General features: G+C 71.5%; 16 protein-coding genes and 1 pseudogene. 3 read left to right on the top strand and 14 right to left on the bottom strand.

Annotation, left to right across the window (positions count from 1 at the left end; all coding sequences use genetic code 11):
- The 6 genes and pseudogenes from Aph01nite_RS11425 to Aph01nite_RS11395 all read right to left on the bottom strand — a co-directional run.
- Positions 1 to 439: pseudogene (locus Aph01nite_RS11425) on the bottom strand (potassium-transporting ATPase subunit B); the annotation flags it as partial.
- A 2-nt stretch (positions 440 to 441) separates the two neighbouring features.
- The gene (gene kdpA / locus Aph01nite_RS11420) at positions 442 to 2103 is read right to left on the bottom strand and encodes a potassium-transporting ATPase subunit KdpA (RefSeq protein WP_204040781.1); all 1662 of its coding nucleotides are present in this window, start codon (positions 2101 to 2103) and stop codon (positions 442 to 444) included.
- Entirely contained in the window at positions 2103 to 2192 is a 90-nt protein-coding gene (kdpF, locus tag Aph01nite_RS11415; protein WP_204040780.1) for a K(+)-transporting ATPase subunit F, read from the bottom strand. The genes kdpA and kdpF overlap by 1 nt, the downstream gene beginning before the upstream one ends.
- A 236-nt stretch (positions 2193 to 2428) precedes the next feature.
- A complete protein-coding gene (locus Aph01nite_RS11405; RefSeq protein WP_204040779.1) occupies positions 2429 to 3802 on the bottom strand; it encodes a sensor histidine kinase in 1374 nt (457 codons plus the stop codon).
- 184 nt (positions 3803 to 3986) lie between these two features.
- Complete coding sequence (locus tag Aph01nite_RS11400; RefSeq protein ID WP_204040778.1) at positions 3987 to 4850, bottom strand: alpha/beta hydrolase; 864 nt, start codon at positions 4848 to 4850, stop codon at positions 3987 to 3989.
- 54 nt (positions 4851 to 4904) lie between these two features.
- On the bottom strand, positions 4905 to 5258 hold the full coding sequence (locus Aph01nite_RS11395; RefSeq protein WP_204040777.1) for an SDR family NAD(P)-dependent oxidoreductase: 354 nt from the start codon (positions 5256 to 5258) through the stop codon (positions 4905 to 4907).
- Between the two features lie 25 nt (positions 5259 to 5283).
- Between Aph01nite_RS11395 and Aph01nite_RS11390 the strand changes: the two genes are divergently transcribed.
- Complete coding sequence (locus tag Aph01nite_RS11390) at positions 5284 to 5880, top strand: TetR/AcrR family transcriptional regulator (RefSeq protein WP_204040776.1); 597 nt, start codon at positions 5284 to 5286, stop codon at positions 5878 to 5880.
- A gap of 47 nt (positions 5881 to 5927) precedes the next feature.
- A complete protein-coding gene (locus tag Aph01nite_RS11385; protein WP_204040775.1) occupies positions 5928 to 6344 on the top strand; it encodes a CBS domain-containing protein in 417 nt (138 codons plus the stop codon).
- Positions 6345 to 6405: 61 nt separating this feature from the next.
- Here the strand turns inward: Aph01nite_RS11385 and Aph01nite_RS11380 are convergent, their stop codons facing one another.
- The gene (locus Aph01nite_RS11380) at positions 6406 to 7185 is read right to left on the bottom strand and encodes an MgtC/SapB family protein (protein WP_204040774.1); all 780 of its coding nucleotides are present in this window, start codon (positions 7183 to 7185) and stop codon (positions 6406 to 6408) included.
- Positions 7186 to 7513: 328 nt separating this feature from the next.
- Here Aph01nite_RS11380 and Aph01nite_RS11375 point away from each other — a divergent pair, with 328 nt between their 5' ends.
- Entirely contained in the window at positions 7514 to 8707 is a 1194-nt protein-coding gene (locus tag Aph01nite_RS11375) for a glycosyltransferase (RefSeq protein ID WP_239161584.1), read from the top strand.
- On the opposite strand, the gene Aph01nite_RS11370 is transcribed toward Aph01nite_RS11375, so the two are convergent.
- From Aph01nite_RS11370 to Aph01nite_RS11340, 7 genes are all read right to left on the bottom strand, one after another.
- Complete coding sequence (locus Aph01nite_RS11370; RefSeq protein ID WP_204040773.1) at positions 8647 to 9666, bottom strand: cytochrome d ubiquinol oxidase subunit II; 1020 nt, start codon at positions 9664 to 9666, stop codon at positions 8647 to 8649. The genes Aph01nite_RS11375 and Aph01nite_RS11370 overlap by 61 nt on opposite strands.
- A gap of 1 nt (position 9667) precedes the next feature.
- Positions 9668 to 11044: a cytochrome ubiquinol oxidase subunit I gene (locus Aph01nite_RS11365; RefSeq protein ID WP_204040772.1), complete on the bottom strand. Its 1377-nt coding sequence runs from the start codon at positions 11042 to 11044 to the stop codon at positions 9668 to 9670.
- 123 nt (positions 11045 to 11167) lie between these two features.
- The gene (locus tag Aph01nite_RS11360) at positions 11168 to 12349 is read right to left on the bottom strand and encodes an FAD-dependent oxidoreductase (RefSeq protein WP_204040771.1); all 1182 of its coding nucleotides are present in this window, start codon (positions 12347 to 12349) and stop codon (positions 11168 to 11170) included.
- A 137-nt stretch (positions 12350 to 12486) separates the two neighbouring features.
- On the bottom strand, positions 12487 to 13128 hold the full coding sequence (locus Aph01nite_RS11355) for a PadR family transcriptional regulator (RefSeq protein WP_204040770.1): 642 nt from the start codon (positions 13126 to 13128) through the stop codon (positions 12487 to 12489).
- A gap of 124 nt (positions 13129 to 13252) precedes the next feature.
- On the bottom strand, positions 13253 to 14053 hold the full coding sequence (locus Aph01nite_RS11350; protein ID WP_204040769.1) for a hypothetical protein: 801 nt from the start codon (positions 14051 to 14053) through the stop codon (positions 13253 to 13255).
- 153 nt (positions 14054 to 14206) lie between these two features.
- Positions 14207 to 15082, bottom strand: coding sequence for a formyltetrahydrofolate deformylase (purU, locus tag Aph01nite_RS11345; RefSeq protein ID WP_204040768.1), 876 nt, complete (start codon positions 15080 to 15082; stop codon positions 14207 to 14209).
- Complete coding sequence (locus tag Aph01nite_RS11340; protein ID WP_204040767.1) at positions 15079 to 15942, bottom strand: methylenetetrahydrofolate reductase; 864 nt, start codon at positions 15940 to 15942, stop codon at positions 15079 to 15081. Before Aph01nite_RS11340 ends, purU begins: the two co-directional genes overlap by 4 nt.
- Between the last annotated feature and the right edge of the window lie 81 nt (positions 15943 to 16023).

Genomic DNA, 16023 nt, shown 5'->3' with positions numbered 1-16023 from the left:
CCCCGGGGATGATCTCCCCGGCCCGGACGACCACGAGGTCGCCCTGCCGGAGCTCGGACGCGCCGACCGTGTCCCAGTCGGGACCGTTCTGCCCCCTGAGCCGGCGGGCCGTGGTGTCGCGCTTGGCCGCGCGCAGCGTCGCCGCCTGGGCCTTGCCGCGCCCCTCGGCGACCGCCTCGGCCAGGTTGGCGAACAGCACGGTGAGCCAGAGCCACCCGGCGATGGCCCACGCGAAGAAGGACGGGTCGAGGACCGCGAGCACGGTGGTGAACACCGCGCCGATCTCGACGATGAGCATGACCGGGTTGCGCCACAGCGTGGCCGGATTCAGCTTGCGGAAGGCGTCCGGCAGGGAGGTGAGAAGCTGCCTGGGGTCCAGCAGCCCGCCGCCCACTTTCGCCCGGGTACGGCTCGGGGTTTCGAGCGCTTGGGAAGACATGTCTAGCTGATTCCTTCTGCGAGCGGGCCGAGCGCGAGGGCCGGGAGGAACGTCAGGGCCACCAGGACCACGGTCACGCCGACCACCAGGCCGACGAACTGGGGACGGTGGGTGGGCAGCGTGCCCGCCGACACCGGTACGGGCGCCTGCGCGGCCAGCGACCCGGCCAGCGCCAGCACGAAGATGATCGGCAGGAACCGGCCGAGCACCATGCACAGGCCGAGCGCGACGTCGTACCAGGGGGTGTTGACGGTGACGCCGCCGAACGCCGAGCCGTTGTTGTTGCTGGCGCTGGTGAAGGCGTAGAGGATCTCGGAGAACCCGTGCGGGCCGCTGTTGAGCATGGCGGCGCGCCCCTCCGCGTTGCCCATCGCGACGGCCGTGCCGGTCAGCACCAGGACGGGGGTGACCAGGAAGTACAGCGACGCCAGCTTCATCTCGCGGGCGCCGATCTTCTTGCCCAGGTACTCGGGCGTACGGCCGACCATGAGTCCGGCCACGAAGACCGTGATCACGGCGAGGACGAGCATGCCGTACAGACCGGCCCCGACGCCGCCGGGCGCGACCTCGCCCAGCATCATGTTGAACAGCGTCATCATGCCGCCGAGCGGGGTGAACGAGTCGTGGAAGGAGTTGACCGCGCCGGTGCTGGTCAGCGTGGTGGCGGCGGCGAACGTGGCGGAGTTGGAGACGCCGAACCTGACGTCCTTGCCCTCCAGGGCGGCGCCGACGGCCTGCGGCACGGTGGCGTGGCCGCCGATCTCGAACACGTTGGTCAGCACGATGCTGGCCACGGCCAGGGTGGCCATGACGGCCAGGATGGCGTAGCCCTGCCTGACCTGGCCGACCATCCGGCCGAAGGTGCGCGGCAGCGCGAACGGGATGAGCAGGATGAGGAAGATCTCGAACCAGTTGGTCCAGGTGGTCGGGTTCTCGAACGGATGGGCCGAGTTGACGTTGTAGAAGCCGCCCCCGTTGGTGCCGAGTTCCTTGATGACCTCCTGGCTGGCCACCGGGCCGCCGGTGATGTGCTGCGTCCCGCCGGTGAGGGTGGTCAGCTCGTGCGCGGAGGCCAGGTTCTGGATGACGCCGCCGGCGACCAGGACGATCGCGCCGGCGAAGGCGATGGGCAGCAGGATCCGCAGCGAGCCCCGGACCAGGTCCACCCAGAAGTTGCCGACGGTCTCGGCGCGGTTGCGCGCGAACCCGCGCACCAGGGCGATGGCGACGGCCATGCCGACGGCGGCGGACACGAAGTTCTGGACCGCCAGGGCGGCCATCTGCACCAGGTGGCCCATGGTGGACTCACCCGAGTACGCCTGCCAGTTCGTGTTGGTCACGAAGCTGATGGCGGTGTTCCACGCGATGTGGTCGGGTACGGCGGCCATTCCGGCGTTCAGGATGAGATGCTCCTGGACGCGCTGCAGGCCGTACACGACCAGGATGGAGATCACGGAGAAGGCCAGCAGGCTGCGCGCGTAGACGCTCCAGCGCTGCTCGGCTCCGGACCGCACGCCCAGGGCGCGGTAGACGACGCGCTCGGCGGCGGTGTCCCGGGCGCCGGTGTAGACCCGGTACATGTAGTCGCCCAGCGGTCTGTGCACCAGGATCATCGCGACCGCGAGCGACACGACGAAGACGATCCCGGCGGTGGTCATGCTCATCAGAAGCGCTCCGGGAACAACATCGCGGCAACCATGAAGACCACCAGGCCGACGGCCACCACGAGCCCGGCCGCGTTGATGGCGCTCACCGGCGCTCCACCGCCTTGACGACAAGCCCGAAGATCGCGAATATCGCGATCGTCAGGGCGACGAAGATGACGTCAGCCATCCCCACTCCTCGGACAGATTTCCTCGCGACCGCCCGGTCGGGCGAGCCGCAGAGGTAGCAAATCGCCTAATCCGCCGATTTCTTTCGCCCTTGACGCCTTCCATACGCGGTCAGCGCGAGAACTGACGCGATTCATACGGGTGCCGCGGGAACCGCCTAGCCGACGTCCTCGGGCAGGGGCCTGGCCGGCTCGCCCACGGGCGCGGCGCTCGGCAGGTAGAGGACGAACCGGGCGCCGGCGGCGCTGTCCTCGATGTGCAGGGTGCCGCCCAGCGACTCCGCGATCTGGCGGGCGATCGGCAGGCCCAGGCCCGCGCCACCGGCCGTCCTGGTCCGGGCCGCGTCCAGCCGGGTGAAGCGCTCGAAGACCATCTCACGCTTGTGCCGCGGGATGCCGGGGCCGTCGTCGAGCACCTCCAGCACCGCGATGCCGTCGGCGAAGCGCGGATCGTCGGCGAGTGCGTGCGGCTCGCGCCGTACGGTGACCTTGATCGTGCTGGCGGCGTGCCGTTCCGCGTTGTCGGCGAGGCAGGTGAACAGGCGGGTGAGCTGGGAGCGGTCGGCGTTCACGGCGACGCCGGGTTCGAGTTCGTACTCGACCTGCTGGACCGGCCGGCGGGCGCGGAGCACGCCGGTGACCAGCTCGGACAGGCAGACGGGCTCGTTCAAGGCCGCCATGCCGGAGTCCAGGCGCGCGATGGTCGTGAGGTCCTGCGTGATGGCCTGGAGGCGCTCCAGGCCGCCCATCAGGGTGGCGCCCAGTTTGGTCACGCTGGTCTCCTGGGGGGCGACGAGGGCGTCCTCGATCTCGGCGCGCAGGGCGGTGATGGGCGTGCGCAGGTCGTGGGAGACGTCGGCGACCATCTGGCGCTGCCGGCTCAGCGCGGTGTGCAGCTGGCCGAGCGTGTGGTTGACGCTCTGGGCCAGGTGCTGGATCTCGTCGTCGGTGGACGGCACCAGCACCCGGCCGTCGGGGGAGGCGGCGTTGATCGCGTCCAGTTCCTCCTGGATGGCGGCGACCGGCCGGAGGGAGGCCGTGGCCGTACGGTTGCCGAGGTAGGTGATGCCGATGGCGAGCAGCGCCGCGCCTCCGCCGATCATCACGGCCAGCTTGGGGTCGGCCCACGGCGGGGTCGTCGGGGAGGCGGCGTAGACGGTCCAGCTCTGGTCGCCGCGGTGGGCGCGGTGGGCGACCACGATGTCGCACTGGCTGCGCATGAAGACGCCGCCGCACACCATGGAGGTGGCGACGTTCGTCCGCTCCGGCTGGAACGTGGCCATCGGCGGCTTGCCCTGGAGCTGCGGGGTCGAGGCGACCACCTTGCCCTGCGAGTCGACCACCTGGATGTTGCGGTCCCTGTGGTCGGCGAGCGGAAAGTCCAGCCGGCCATGGCTCATCTGGATGGCCACCCGCTCCCCGGCGGCGGTGACCTCCTCGGTGAGGGAGGTGACGGTGAACCGGTCGAAGGCGATCATGAGCACGGTGGCCAGGGTGGCGCACAAAAGGATCGCCACCGTGCTGGTGAACAAAGTGATACGGGATATGATCGAGGTTTGGCGTCTCGTATTCATGCTCCGTGCCCCCACGTCAGTTAATCACACGAACGCGAGCCGGGATACGGGGAGCACGCCGCCCGAATGACTCACCGCCCTGCCCATGGCGGAATTGTCGATTCACGGCCCGAGTAATTTTCCGGCAAATCTTTTCGGCGCGTTATCGGCGTACGGAACAGACGGCGGATCCGATGACCGCGGTGACCGCCTCCGGGTGCGAGATGAGGGTCAGATGGGAGCCGCCGGGGAATTCGGTGACTTTCGCGTTGGCGCGGCGGGCCATGGACCGCTCGGAGTCCGGGGTGATGATCCGGTCGCCGCCGCTGATGAAGTACCAGGACGGGATCGTCTTCCACGCGGCGGCCTTGGACGGGGTGTCGAAGGCGCGGGTGGAGGCGGGCCGCTGGGCGGCCCAGAGCTGGAGCGCGGTGTCGCGGGGCAGGTCCGAGGCGAACGAGCGGAGGAAGACGTCCTGCTTGAGGTAGAGGTCCGTGGCGCCGAGGGGCGCGGTCGGGTACGGCACCATGTCGTACAGGGTGGCGGGGCTCCTGCCCAGGTCGGAGGTGGCGCCGCTGAGCGCGCCGGTGGTCTCGCCGACGTCGGGGGCCGCGGCGTCGACGTACACCAGGGCTTTGACGTTCGGGAGGCCCGCGGCGGCGTTCGTGATCACCGAGCCGCCGTAGGAGTGGCCGACGAGCACGATCGGGCCCGGGATGCTCTTCAGGAAGTCGGCGACCGTGGCGGCGTCGCCGGTGAGGCCGCGGAGCGGGTTGGCGACGGCCCTGGCGGTGTAGCCCGCCCGGGTGAGGGCGGCCACCTCGCCGGACCAGCTGGAGGTGCCGGCCCAGGCGCCGTGGACCAGGACGACCGTGGGTTTCACGTGGTCCTGGGAGGAGCAGGGGAACGGCCCGCGCGCCTCCGTCCCGGCCGCCCCCGCGCCGGTCAGCAGCGCGGCGACGAGGAGGGCGCCGCCGACCGCCGTGTGGCGGGCGGTCCTGCCGTCCGCCTCCCAGGGTGCGTTCACCCTGGGTGCATGCCCTGAAGAAGCAGACGTTTTAACCCAAATAGCCATAAAGCTTCATCCGGCCGCCGGGAACCCCGGGGGCATTCTCATCGAGCCGCCGCCGAAGGGACCGCCGCCGAAGGGACCGCCGCCGGCCAGGCCGGTCGAACCGGTCATGTAGCCGAATTCGCCGGTGGCCAGGGAGACGACGGCCCTGGCGGTCTCCTCCGGGGTGGCCATGCGCTGGAGACCGGAGACGTTGAGCGGGCCCCAGGCCCGTTCGAAGCCCTGCCAGAGCGCGTCCGGGAGGGCCTGCGGCCGGACCAGCGCGGTGTCCGTCGTACCGGGGGCGATACTTTGCGTCCGGCCCGTGACAGGACCCCAAAGTGGACCAAGCAGTCCAGTATCTGCTAGGCTCGGTACGCCCATGGCCACGTCACCGGAGGGACCGCACATGCGCGCGCTCACGGCGAAGGGCGCCGCCACCCGGCAGCGCATCGTGGCGGGCGCGGCGCTCCTGATGCGGGAGCACGGCCCCGCCAACGTGGGGCTGGACGACATCCGCGCGGCCACCGCGACGAGCAAGAGCCAGCTGTTCCACTACTTCGCCGACGGCAAGGCCGACCTGCTGCTGGCCGTGGCGACCTACGAGGCCGAGCAGGTGCTGGCCGAGCAGCAGCCGATGCTCGGCGACCTGACCTCCTGGCCCAAATGGGAGGCCTGGCGCCTGCGCGTGATCGAGCGGTACGACGCGCAGCGCCAGAAATGCCCCCTCACCGCCCTGACGGCCCAGCTGGGCATGGCCAACCCGGCCGTCCGCGAGATCATCACCGACCTGTACGAGCGCTGGCACGCCCACATCGCCGCCGGCGTCCGCGCCCTCCGGGAAAGCGGCGAGATCGGCGCGGGCGTCGACGCGGACGACGCCGCCACCGAGATCCTCACCGCCATCACCGGCGGCGCCACCCTCCTCCAGGCGACCGACCGCATCAGCTATCTGGAGGTCAGCCTCCGCCAGGCCATCGACGGGCTGCGCCGGCCGCCGGAGTAGCGTGGGACAGGAGAAGCAGCTTTCATCCAAGACACCTGGAGGAAGGTATGCCTACCGCAAGAGAGATCATGACCCCGAACGCGGAGTGCGCGGGCATGCACGAGAGCGTGAACGAGGCGTCGGAGAAGATGGCGCGGCTGGGTGTCGGCGCTCTGCCGATCTGCGGCGACGACGACCGGCTCAAGGGGATGATCACTGACCGCGACATCGTGGTCAAGGTGCTGGCCCAGGGCAAGGACCCGAAGTCCTGCCTGGTGGAGGAGCTCGCGCAGGGCAAGCCCGTGACGATCGGCGCGGACGACGACGCGATGCAGGTCCTCCGCACCATGGCCGACCACAAGATCAGGCGGCTGCCCGTGATCGACGGCAAGCGGCTGGCCGGGATCGTCACCCTGGCGGACGTGGCCCGTGCGATGCCGAACAACCGGGTCGGCGACCTGCTTGAGGCCCTGAGCACCCGCTGAGCACCCGCTGAGCACACCGGACGCCGTTCCGGCCCCGAGAACAGGGCGGCCGGGACGGCGTTCAGTCGTCGTCGCTCTCCATCTTCTTGCAGGCCAGCACGCCGGAGACGGAGCCCAGCTGGGCGGCCAGCGCGTTCGTGTCTCCCCGGCCGGAGACCGTGAGGGCCACCTGCACGGTCCTCCCCTCCTCGGGCGGCTCGGACGGCTCGGGCGGCTCGGACGGGGCCTCGGGGGCGGCCCTGCGCGGCCATTGCTCCGGGCGTGCGCCGATGGCGCTCAGCGTCGTCAGCTCGGTGAGGGAGAACCCCGCCTGGACGCACTGATCCACCAGGTCGCGCAGCGTGCCGTGGCCCTCGTGGTAGGTGACGCGGAAGTGCGTCTCCCGCTCGGCGAGCCGGGGCAGCAGGTGCGAGAGCGGCCGGACCGCGTACGCGACGGCGAAGTAGGCGACGGTGGTGAGCGCCGCCAGCAGGGTCAGGCCCGCGGCGGCGGCCGCGCCCACGGCGGCGGTCATCCAGATGGCGGCCGCGCTGGTCAGCCCCTTCACCGAGCCGCGCTGGACGAAGATGAGGCCCGCGCCGATGAAGCCGAGTCCGGAGACGATCTGGGCCGCCACCCGGGAGGGGTCCAGGACGACCCGGCCGGGGTGGATGACGTCGGCGAAGCCGTACTTGCTGAGGAGGGTGAACAGGGCGGCGCCGATGCCGACGACCGTGTAGGTGCGCAGGCCGGCGGCCTTCTGCTTGATCTCGCGTTCCAGGCCGATGACGGAGGACAGCAGGAACGCGACCCCGAAGTTCGCGACCTGTGTCCAGCCCTGCCCGAACCACTCGTCGACCATCGCCGACCTCCCCCGTTACGCCCTCAATACCCCCTGCCGCTCCGGGAACTCGGCGCTGGGCGATAGCCGATCTCCGCTCTTCTTCACTTTTCCGCAAAATAAATCGGCGGCGTTTCGATCTCGGCCATGTACGGGCGTCCCGCGCGGCGCGGCAATTCCCCGCGAACCGGCCGGAACGCTCCCCCGGAAACAATCGGCTGAACCCTCCGTTTTGGCGGTGATCCGCGCGGATAAGGTGCACTTAGCTCGCACCTCCCTGATTCCTGAACATCCCGGAGGTGGTCGAATTGAGAATCCCCGCCCGGCACGTTTTCCTGGAGGCGGCCCGGTGAAGATCGCGATGGTTCCCCCGCTGGCGGGGGCCGGCGCGGGCGGCCGGAACGTGCACGTGACCGCGCTGGCCGCGGCCGTCGCCGGGCTCGGCCACGAGGTGACCGTCTACCTCCGCGGGGACGACGCGCCGCCCGCTCCCGGCGTGACCGTCGCGCGCATGCCCGATGACCCGGCCGGGGATATTCCGGATATTTCCGAATTCTCGTCCTGGCTGGAGCGGCGATTCCGGGCCGACCGCCCGGACGTGGTGCACAGCCACGCCTGGATGAGCGGCCTGGCCGCGCTCGACGCGGCCGGACCGCTGGGCGTGCCCGTCGTGCACACCTGCCACGCGCTCGCCACGGTCCAGAGCCGCCACCAGGACATCTCCGGCGACATCTCCGGCGACATCCCCGGCGACATCCCCGGCGCGCCGGGCAGGATCGACGCCGAGGCGCGGATCGGCGGGACGGCCGCCGCCGTCGTCGCCGCCTGCCCCGACGAGGTGGACGAGCTGATCAGGATGGGCGTGCCCCGGCACCGCGTCCACGTCGTGCCGTGCGGGGTGGACCTCGAGCATTTCCGCCCGGACGGCCGCCCGGTGTACGACCCGCGCCGGCCGCGCCTGCTGTCGCTCGGGCGGCCGGCCCCGCGCAAGGGCGTGGACACGGTCATCGGGGCGTTGCCGTACCTGCCGGGCATGGAGCTGGTGGTGGCGGGCGGGCCGCCGCTGGACGGCCTGCACCGCGACCCCGAGATCGCCAGGCTGCGGGAGACGGCCGCCAGGGCCGGCGTGGCCGACCGGGTGACCTTCGTCGGCGAGGTGGCCAGGCGGGACGTGCCCGCGCTGATGCGGGCGGCCGCCGCCGTGGTCACCGTGCCCTGGTACGAGCCGTTCGGCCTGGTCGCCCTGGAGGCGATGGCCTGCGGGGCGCCGGTGATCGCCTCGTGCGTGGGCGGCCAGAGGGAGACGGTCGTCAACAACGTGACCGGCCTGCTGGTGCCGCCCCGGCAGGAGGTCATCCTGGCCCGCGCGGTGCGCAAACTCCTCGGCGACCCGGTACGCCGCGCCGCGTACGGCATCGCGGGCGCCGACCGCGCCAGGGCCAGGTACGGCTGGACCCGCATCGCCGCCGAGACCGTGTCCGCCTACACGGGCGTGCTCGAATCGGAACCGTCCGCCGGATGCGCGCGCTGGAAGGTCGTGTAGAGCCACCACAGGGAGGGCAGCAGCAGCACCGCTCCCCCCGCCATCGCCCAGAGGGTGACCGTCAGCACGGCCGGGGTCGCGGCACCGTCCCGGACGCTCACCCCGGGAAGCAGCCACGGGTACCACCCCACCCCCCACCCCCACAGCAATCCGATCACGGCCAGCGCGGCGGTCACCCGTACGGCCAGGTAGGCGCGGCGCCAGAGCAGGACCAGGGAGACGACGCCGGCCACGACGGACAGCGCCACCAGGGGCAGCGCGCGACCCGAGGTCAGTTCGCGGAACAGCGCCGGCGCGTCCGCGCGCAGCACCACCAGGCCGAGCGCCGACAGCACCCCGGTCACCGCCCCCGCGGCCAGGGCGCGCCCCCGGAAGGTCTCCGCCAGCGCGGTCTCCCCGCCCCGCTGGGCGTCCCTGGTGAGGTACACGGCCGCCAGGTACGCGGTGACGCCGACCGCGAGCGCCCCCGCGACCAGCGAGGTCGGGTTGAGCCAGCTGGTCACCAGGTCGCCGCGGGCGATGCCGGGCGGGACCCGTCCCGAGGCCAGCGCGCCCGCCACCGTACCCAGGAAGAAGGGCGTGACCAGCGAGGAGAAGGCGAACGTCGCGCCGAACAGGCGGCGCTGCCACAGCTCCTCGCTGACCTTGCGGAACGCGAACGCGGCCCCGCGCGCGATGATGCCGAGCGCCACCAGCGTCAGCGGGATGTAGAGGGTGGAGGCCACGGCGGCGAACACCCCGGGGAAGCCGGTCCAGGTCAGCACGATCACGAAGATGAGCCAGACGTGGTTGGCCTCCCAGACCGGGCCGATGGAGTGCTCGACCAGCCCGCGCTGGGCCCGGCCGCGTTCCTCGTTCCCGGCGATCAGGTCCCACACCCCGGCGCCGAAGTCCGCGCCGCCGAACAGCACGTACGCGGTGAGGCCGAGCCAGATGACGGCCAGCATCAGCTCGGCCATGTCAGGTCACCGGGTAGCCGGTGACGTCGGACTCCTGCGGGGCTGCCGGGACGGGCCGGCCGCGGGCGAGCAGCCGCAGCACGTAGACGGAGGCCACCGTGAGGGCCACGTAGATCACGGACACCAGGACGAAGCCCCACACCAGGCCGGGGGCGGGGTTGACGGCGTCCCTGGTGCGGAGCACGCCGTACACGATCCAGGGTTGCCGGCCGACCTCCGTCACGACCCACCCCGCCTCCAGGGCCAGGACGGCGGCCAGGCCCGACAGGGCCGACGCCCGCAGGAACCAGGCCGAACGGGGCATCTCCCGGTGCCGCCACCAGGACACCGCGGCCCACACGGCGAGCGCCAGCAGCGCCAAGCCCATCGCCACCATGATCTGGAACGCCCAGTGCACGACGTTGACGGGCGGCCGGTCGGCCGGGGGCGTCTCGTTGAGGCCGACGATCTCCGCGTCCGGGTCCCAGTGGGCCAGGAGCGACAGCCCGTTGGGGATCTCCAGCGCCCACCGCAGCTGCCCGTCGACCGCGATGCCGCCCAGGTGGAGGGGGACGCCGCGCCCGGTCTCGAAGACGCCCTCCATGGCGGCCAGCTTCACCGGCTGGTTGTCGGCGACGAAGTGCGCGGCCCAGTCGCCCACGCCGATCTGCACGGGGGTGATGGCGGCGGCGACCGCGAACGGCAGCAGGAAGCCCGTCCGGTGGTAGCGGTCCCGCCGTCCGCGCAGCATGGCCACCGCGTACACGCTCGCCATCGCGAACCCGGCGACCATGAAGGCGGCCAGGATCATGTGCACGGTCTGGGGCGGGGTGGCCGGGTTGAACATGGCCGCCCACGGGTCGACGGCCACGACGCGCCCGTTCTCGACGGAGAACCCGGTGGGCTGCTGCATCCACGCGTTCGCCGTGACGACGAAGAAGGCGCTCGCCACGCCCGCGAGCACGATCGGGACGCCGGCCAGCAGGTGCGGGATGGGCGGCAGGCGGTCCCAGGCGTACAGGTAGATGCCGAGGAAGATCGCCTCGATGAAGAAGGCGACGCCCTCCAGCGCGAACGGCAGCCCGATGACCTGGCCGTACGTGCTCATCAGGCCCGGCCAGAGCAGGCCCATCTCGAACGACAGGATCGTGCCGGAGACGGCGCCGACCGCGAACAGCACGCCCATCGCGCGGGCCCACCGCCGCGCCAGCAGCCGGTAGCGCGGGTCGCCGGTGACGTGGCCGCGCCATTCGGCGATCAGCGTGATGGCGGGCATGCCCACGCCCAGGCAGGCCAGGATGATGTGCCAGCCCAGGGAGAGCGCCATCTGCATCCGGGCGGCGAGCAGATCCGCCTCCCGTACGGCATCCGCCGCCGCTGCCAGCCCGCCCGAGTTCATGGCCCGACCACCTGTGAACGCCCCCGTCCGCCCGCGTCCGCCGCTGTCCGGGGTACCTCCCCGGGCCGTCCGGAAGACAACCCATGGGAGGCACCAACCTTCGGCCAGATCGGCCGCGTCGGCTCAGGCCGCCGCGTCGCGGGTGACGGGGGCGTCCCACGGGATGCGGTAGAGCTGCTCGGGGCCGAGGGTCTTCTCCGGCTTCATGACCGTCTTCAGCATGAGCGGCATCAGGACCGGCATCACGCGCTGGGCCACTGGGCCCGGCGTCTTGCTGTGGTTGATGCGCCTGGCGCGGGCGGCGACCTTCTCCACGCGGGCGCGGCGCAGCCGCTCGTACGTGGCGAACGCGCGGGGCACGTCGTCGATGTCGCGCAGGCAGCGGGCCAGCTGGACGGCGCTCTCGATGGACAGGGACGCGCCCTGGCCGGAGCTGTTGGACGGCGCGTGGGCGGCGTCGCCGACCAGGACCATGCGGTCGCGGTGCCAGTGCGGGACGCTCGGCATGATGTACAGCGAACCCGTCGCCTGCAGCGACTCGACCGGCGTGTGCCGGATCAGGTCTCCGCCGGGGACGTCGTCGCCGTAGGTGTCGCGCAGCTTGCGCATCCACTCCCCCGCGGGCGTCTTCCGGGCCTCGGTGAGCGGCAACGGCCGGTCGTACGGGAGGTTGACGCCCCAGGTGGTGCCGCCGGGCGCGGGCCAGTAGAGGTAGTAGCCCTTCCTGCCGAAGGCGAAGACCATGGTCTCGGGGTCCTCCGGCACCTCGTACGAGGACAGGCCCTCGAAGCCGAGCATGCCGGTCCACCGGGGTCCCGGCGCGGCCGGGTCGATGAGCCGGCGCACGGTGGAGTGCACGCCGTCGGCGCCGACGAGGACGTCGAAGTCCGCTCTGCTGCCGTCGTCGAAGAGCGCCGTGGTGCGGTCGGCGCCGACGAGGCGTTTGCCGTACTCGACCTTGACGCCCTGGCGGGCGGCCTCGTCGTTGAGGGCGCGGTGGAGGTCGGCGCGGGCCACCACGTAGAGCGGGCCGGCGTCGGCCACGGCGGGCAGTTCCATGCGCCTGTCGCTGGCGACGGTCATGACCATCCGCGAGCTGGGCCGGCCGGCGGCGCGGACCGCGTCCCCCGCGCCGACGATGTCCAGGGCGGCGACGCCGTTGGGGGCCAGGGCGATGGTGCCTCCCCGGCCGCCGGCGGCGGCCGGGTACGCCTCGTAGACGGTGGCGTCGATGCCCGCCTTGCGCAGGGCCAGCGCGGTGACCGGTCCGGCGATGCCGCCACCGATGATCGCTACGTGCTTCATGTCTCCTCCTGAGCGGTCGATGTGCGCTCGAACCGGCCGGGGAGGGGACCCGTTATCCTCGGGTTGCCACCTTCGGGCCGTCCGTCCGGCCGGTTCGCTGGTCTCCTGGTGGCGGTGTTCCAGCACCGCCACCAGGACTAATTAATCTTCTTTTCGGCGAGTTCCCGCAGGTCGTCGGGCATCTCTCCGGTCTCGTGGAAGGTCCGCCACTCGCGCAGGCCGGGGAAGGCGCCCCCGGTCAGCTCGCCCAGCAGGGCGCGCACCCAGGCGGTCTCGGCCTCCAGGACGACCAGGTCGTACTCCATCTCGATGAGGAACAGGCGCGGGACCTCCGCGCTGTGGGCCTCGTGGGCCGCCTTCAGGTCGGCGACCTGCCGGTCGAGTTCCGCGAGCCGTTCCGTGAGCAGGGCGATCACCTCGTCGGGGCCGAGGACCGCCATCACCGACAGGCCGGCCCGGAAGCGCGGGGACTCCGCGTGCGGGACGCTGAGCAGCTCCCGGGTCCAGTCGATCATCTCCGCGCGGCCCGCCTCCGTGATGCGGTAGACGGTCCGCTCGGGGCGGCGGCCCTGGCGGGAGCTCTCCACTTCCTCGATCAGCCCGTGTCTGGCCAGGTTCCCGACGACCGTGTAGAGGGATCCCCACTTGATCCCCATGTCGTGGTCCTTGTTCCAGCCGCGCAGGGCGGCGGCCATCTCGTACGGATGCATGGGCCGGACGGCGACCGACGAGAGCACGGCCAGCGCCATCAGGTTCGCCACCTTGCGCCGCTTCGCCATCGTTCCTGCCTCTCAGTCACTTGCTCGTACACGAGTATACGTAGGCGAGTAATCGTCGGCAAGACCCTGGAAACGGAAACGGCGCCCCAGCCCGGGATGGGCTGGGGCGCCGGAGGGAGGGGAATCAGAAGCGCTCGATGGTCTCGCAGCTGACCGGCTCCGGGTCGAGGCCGTTCTTGTCGATGACGATCGAGTCGACGCCCAGGCCGCAGTCCAGGTCGCTGTCCTTGGCCAGGTCCTTGGCCAGGAGCTGGTCGTTGCCGCCGAGGCCGAACATCTTGTCGCCGGAGCCGCCGGCGTCGTCGATGCGGTTGACGGCGCCGCTGCCGATCAGGAAGTCGCCGCCGAGGGTGGTGCCGACGATGTTCTCCACGTCGTCGCGCACGTTGTCGGAGTCGACGTTGCGGCCGTCGTTGGCCCGGTTGTCCAGGCTCACCCGCACCGACAGCTCGCTGCTCTTGTAGGAGACGGTGTCGGTGCCGGTGCCGCCGATCCAGGTGATGGCCCGGCCCGCGGGGGACTTGGTGCTGGCGATGAGGCTGTCGTTGCCGGCCCCGCCGTTGACGGTGCCCGGGAAGGAGACGCCGACGCTGAAGACGTCGTTCATGTCGCCCAGGTTGGCGGCGAACTCACTGGCCACGGCCCCGCAGGTGACCGCGCGCGGGGTGAGCCGCTGGCAGCCGGGGAGCGGGTTGACCGGCTCGGTGTCGAAGACGGCGATCAGGCCGTTGAAGACGGTGATCGACGCGCTGTTGATCCCGCCCACGCCCGCCGTGTAGGTGACCTTGCCGTTGGCGAGGCCCACGGTGCCGGCCGACGCGGCCGAGGAAGCGTGGCCGGGCGCGGCCAGCGTGGTGGCCAGGGCGGTGAAGCCGGCGGCCAGCAGGGCGATCCGGGCCAATCTCTTCTTCATGGTGGTACGCATGTCATGTCCTTGTGTTCAGTGGTTTTCGGACTTTCGCGTACCGGTACGCGAGGCTCGGCGGCGGTGGTTCCGATCTGGGTCAAAGGACACACATGATCCATCCCGGCCGAGGTCGCCCGGCGGCTGCCGGGCTGCGCCCGCCGAGCGGAATGATCAGCGCAGGACCACGGTTCTGTGGCCGTTGAGGGCCACGCGGTTCTCGGTGTGCCACCGTACGGCGCGGGCCAGCGCCCGGCACTCCACCTCCCGGCCGCGCGCGGCGAACTCCTCGGCGCTGATCGAGTGGTCCACCCGGGTGACCTGCTGCTCGATGATCGGGCCTTCGTCGAGGTCGGGCGTGACGTAGTGCGCGGTGGCGCCGACGAACTTGACGCCGCGCTCGTGGGCCTGCTGGTAGGGGCGCGCGCCCTTGAAGCTGGGCAGCATGGAGTGGTGGATGTTGATCGCCCGGCCGTCCAGGTGCTTGCACAGTTCGGGCGAGAGGATCTGCATGTACCGGGCCAGGACGACCAGGTCGACGCGCTCGGCCCGGACGAGCTCCAGGAGCCGGGCCTCGGCCTCCGGTTTGGTGGCGGGCGAGATCGGGATGTGCTGGAACGGCACGCCGTGGCCGACGGCCAGCGGCGCGAGATCGGGGTGGTTGGAGACGACCGCCGCCACGTCCAGGTTGAGCTCGCCGAGGGAGTTGCGGAAGAGCAGGTCGTTGAGGCAGTGCCCGAACCGGCTCACCATGATCAGCACGCGCTGCCGCTCGTGCGCGCCGACGAGACGCCAGGTCATCCCGTACCGGGCCGCGACGTCCTCGAACTCCTCCCGCAGGCCGGTGACGGAGAGCGCGTGCCCGTCCTCGTGCGCGAACTGCACGCGCATGAAGAAGGTGCGGGTGCCGGGGTCCTCGAACTGCTGGGACTGCACGATCGTGTAGCGCCGCTCGTACAGGAATCCGGCGACGGCGAAGACGACGCCCGTCGTGTCCGGGCACGACAGCGTCAGCACGCACTGCCCGTCGGTCTGCTCATAGCTGGTCATCGGTGCTCCAGGTCGGTGATGCGGGCCAGCAGCGCACGGCGCCACGCCTCGGTCCGCTCCAGTTCGTTGAACGTGAAGAGGTGGAACCCCCGGATCTCGTCGCCGGGGTCGGGGATGCGCGGCGCCAGCCGTACGGCCAGCCGGTCGGGCCGGTAGCCGCCGGGCAGCAGGAAACGCCACAGCAGGCCCCGCTGCTTGCGCAGGAAGCGGGCCGACTGGCCGAGGCCGAGTCCGGCGGAGATGCGGATCAGCCGCTGCCGGTTGACCGCGCCGGGCAGGCCGACGTGGATCGGCAGCCCGATCCCCCGCGCTTTCAGGCCGCGCGCCCAGGCGGCCGTCGTGGCCGCGTCGAAGCACATCTGGGTGATGACATGCGTCGCGTGCCCGGCCTTGCGCTCCAGCGCGCGGTCGATCAGCTCCCGGCTGATGCCGGCGTGGCCTTCGGGGTAGCCGGCGATCCCGATCCGCCGGAAGTGGTGCCCGTTCACCTCCAGTACCTCCAGCAGCGCGAGGCTGTCGGGGAAACAGCCGGCGGGTTCCGCCGCGTCCCCCGCGATGACGAAGACGCTGTCCACCCCCGCCTCCCGCAACTGGCCGACGATGTCGGCCAGCTCCCGCTTGTCCCTCACCAGACGCGCCGCCAGATGCGGGGAGACCGAGTAGCCGCTGCCCGCCAGCCGCCGCGCCAGGTCCAGCGTGGGCGCCAGGCCCTTCGCCTCGGTCGTGGTGATCGTCAGCGGGATGGTGCGGGGGACGTGGGCGAGCACCGACTCCTCGGCGCTCCGCAGCGGCAGGATCTCGTAGCTGACGGTGTTCAACGCCTGGGCGAGCGCGGGAGCGGCCACGCTGGGCAGGGGCATCGCGGGCCTTTCGCCGGAGGGTCCCCACCGACGGTAGGCATCGGCGCGTTCCCGGAAACGGCGCGGATGACGGCATTCGGG

It is taken from the genome of Acrocarpospora phusangensis (genome assembly GCF_016862995.1).
Lineage (GTDB): Bacteria > Actinomycetota > Actinomycetes > Streptosporangiales > Streptosporangiaceae > Acrocarpospora > Acrocarpospora phusangensis.
Note: the sequence above shows the minus strand (reverse complement) of the source record. Positions and strands in the feature narration are given on the sequence as shown.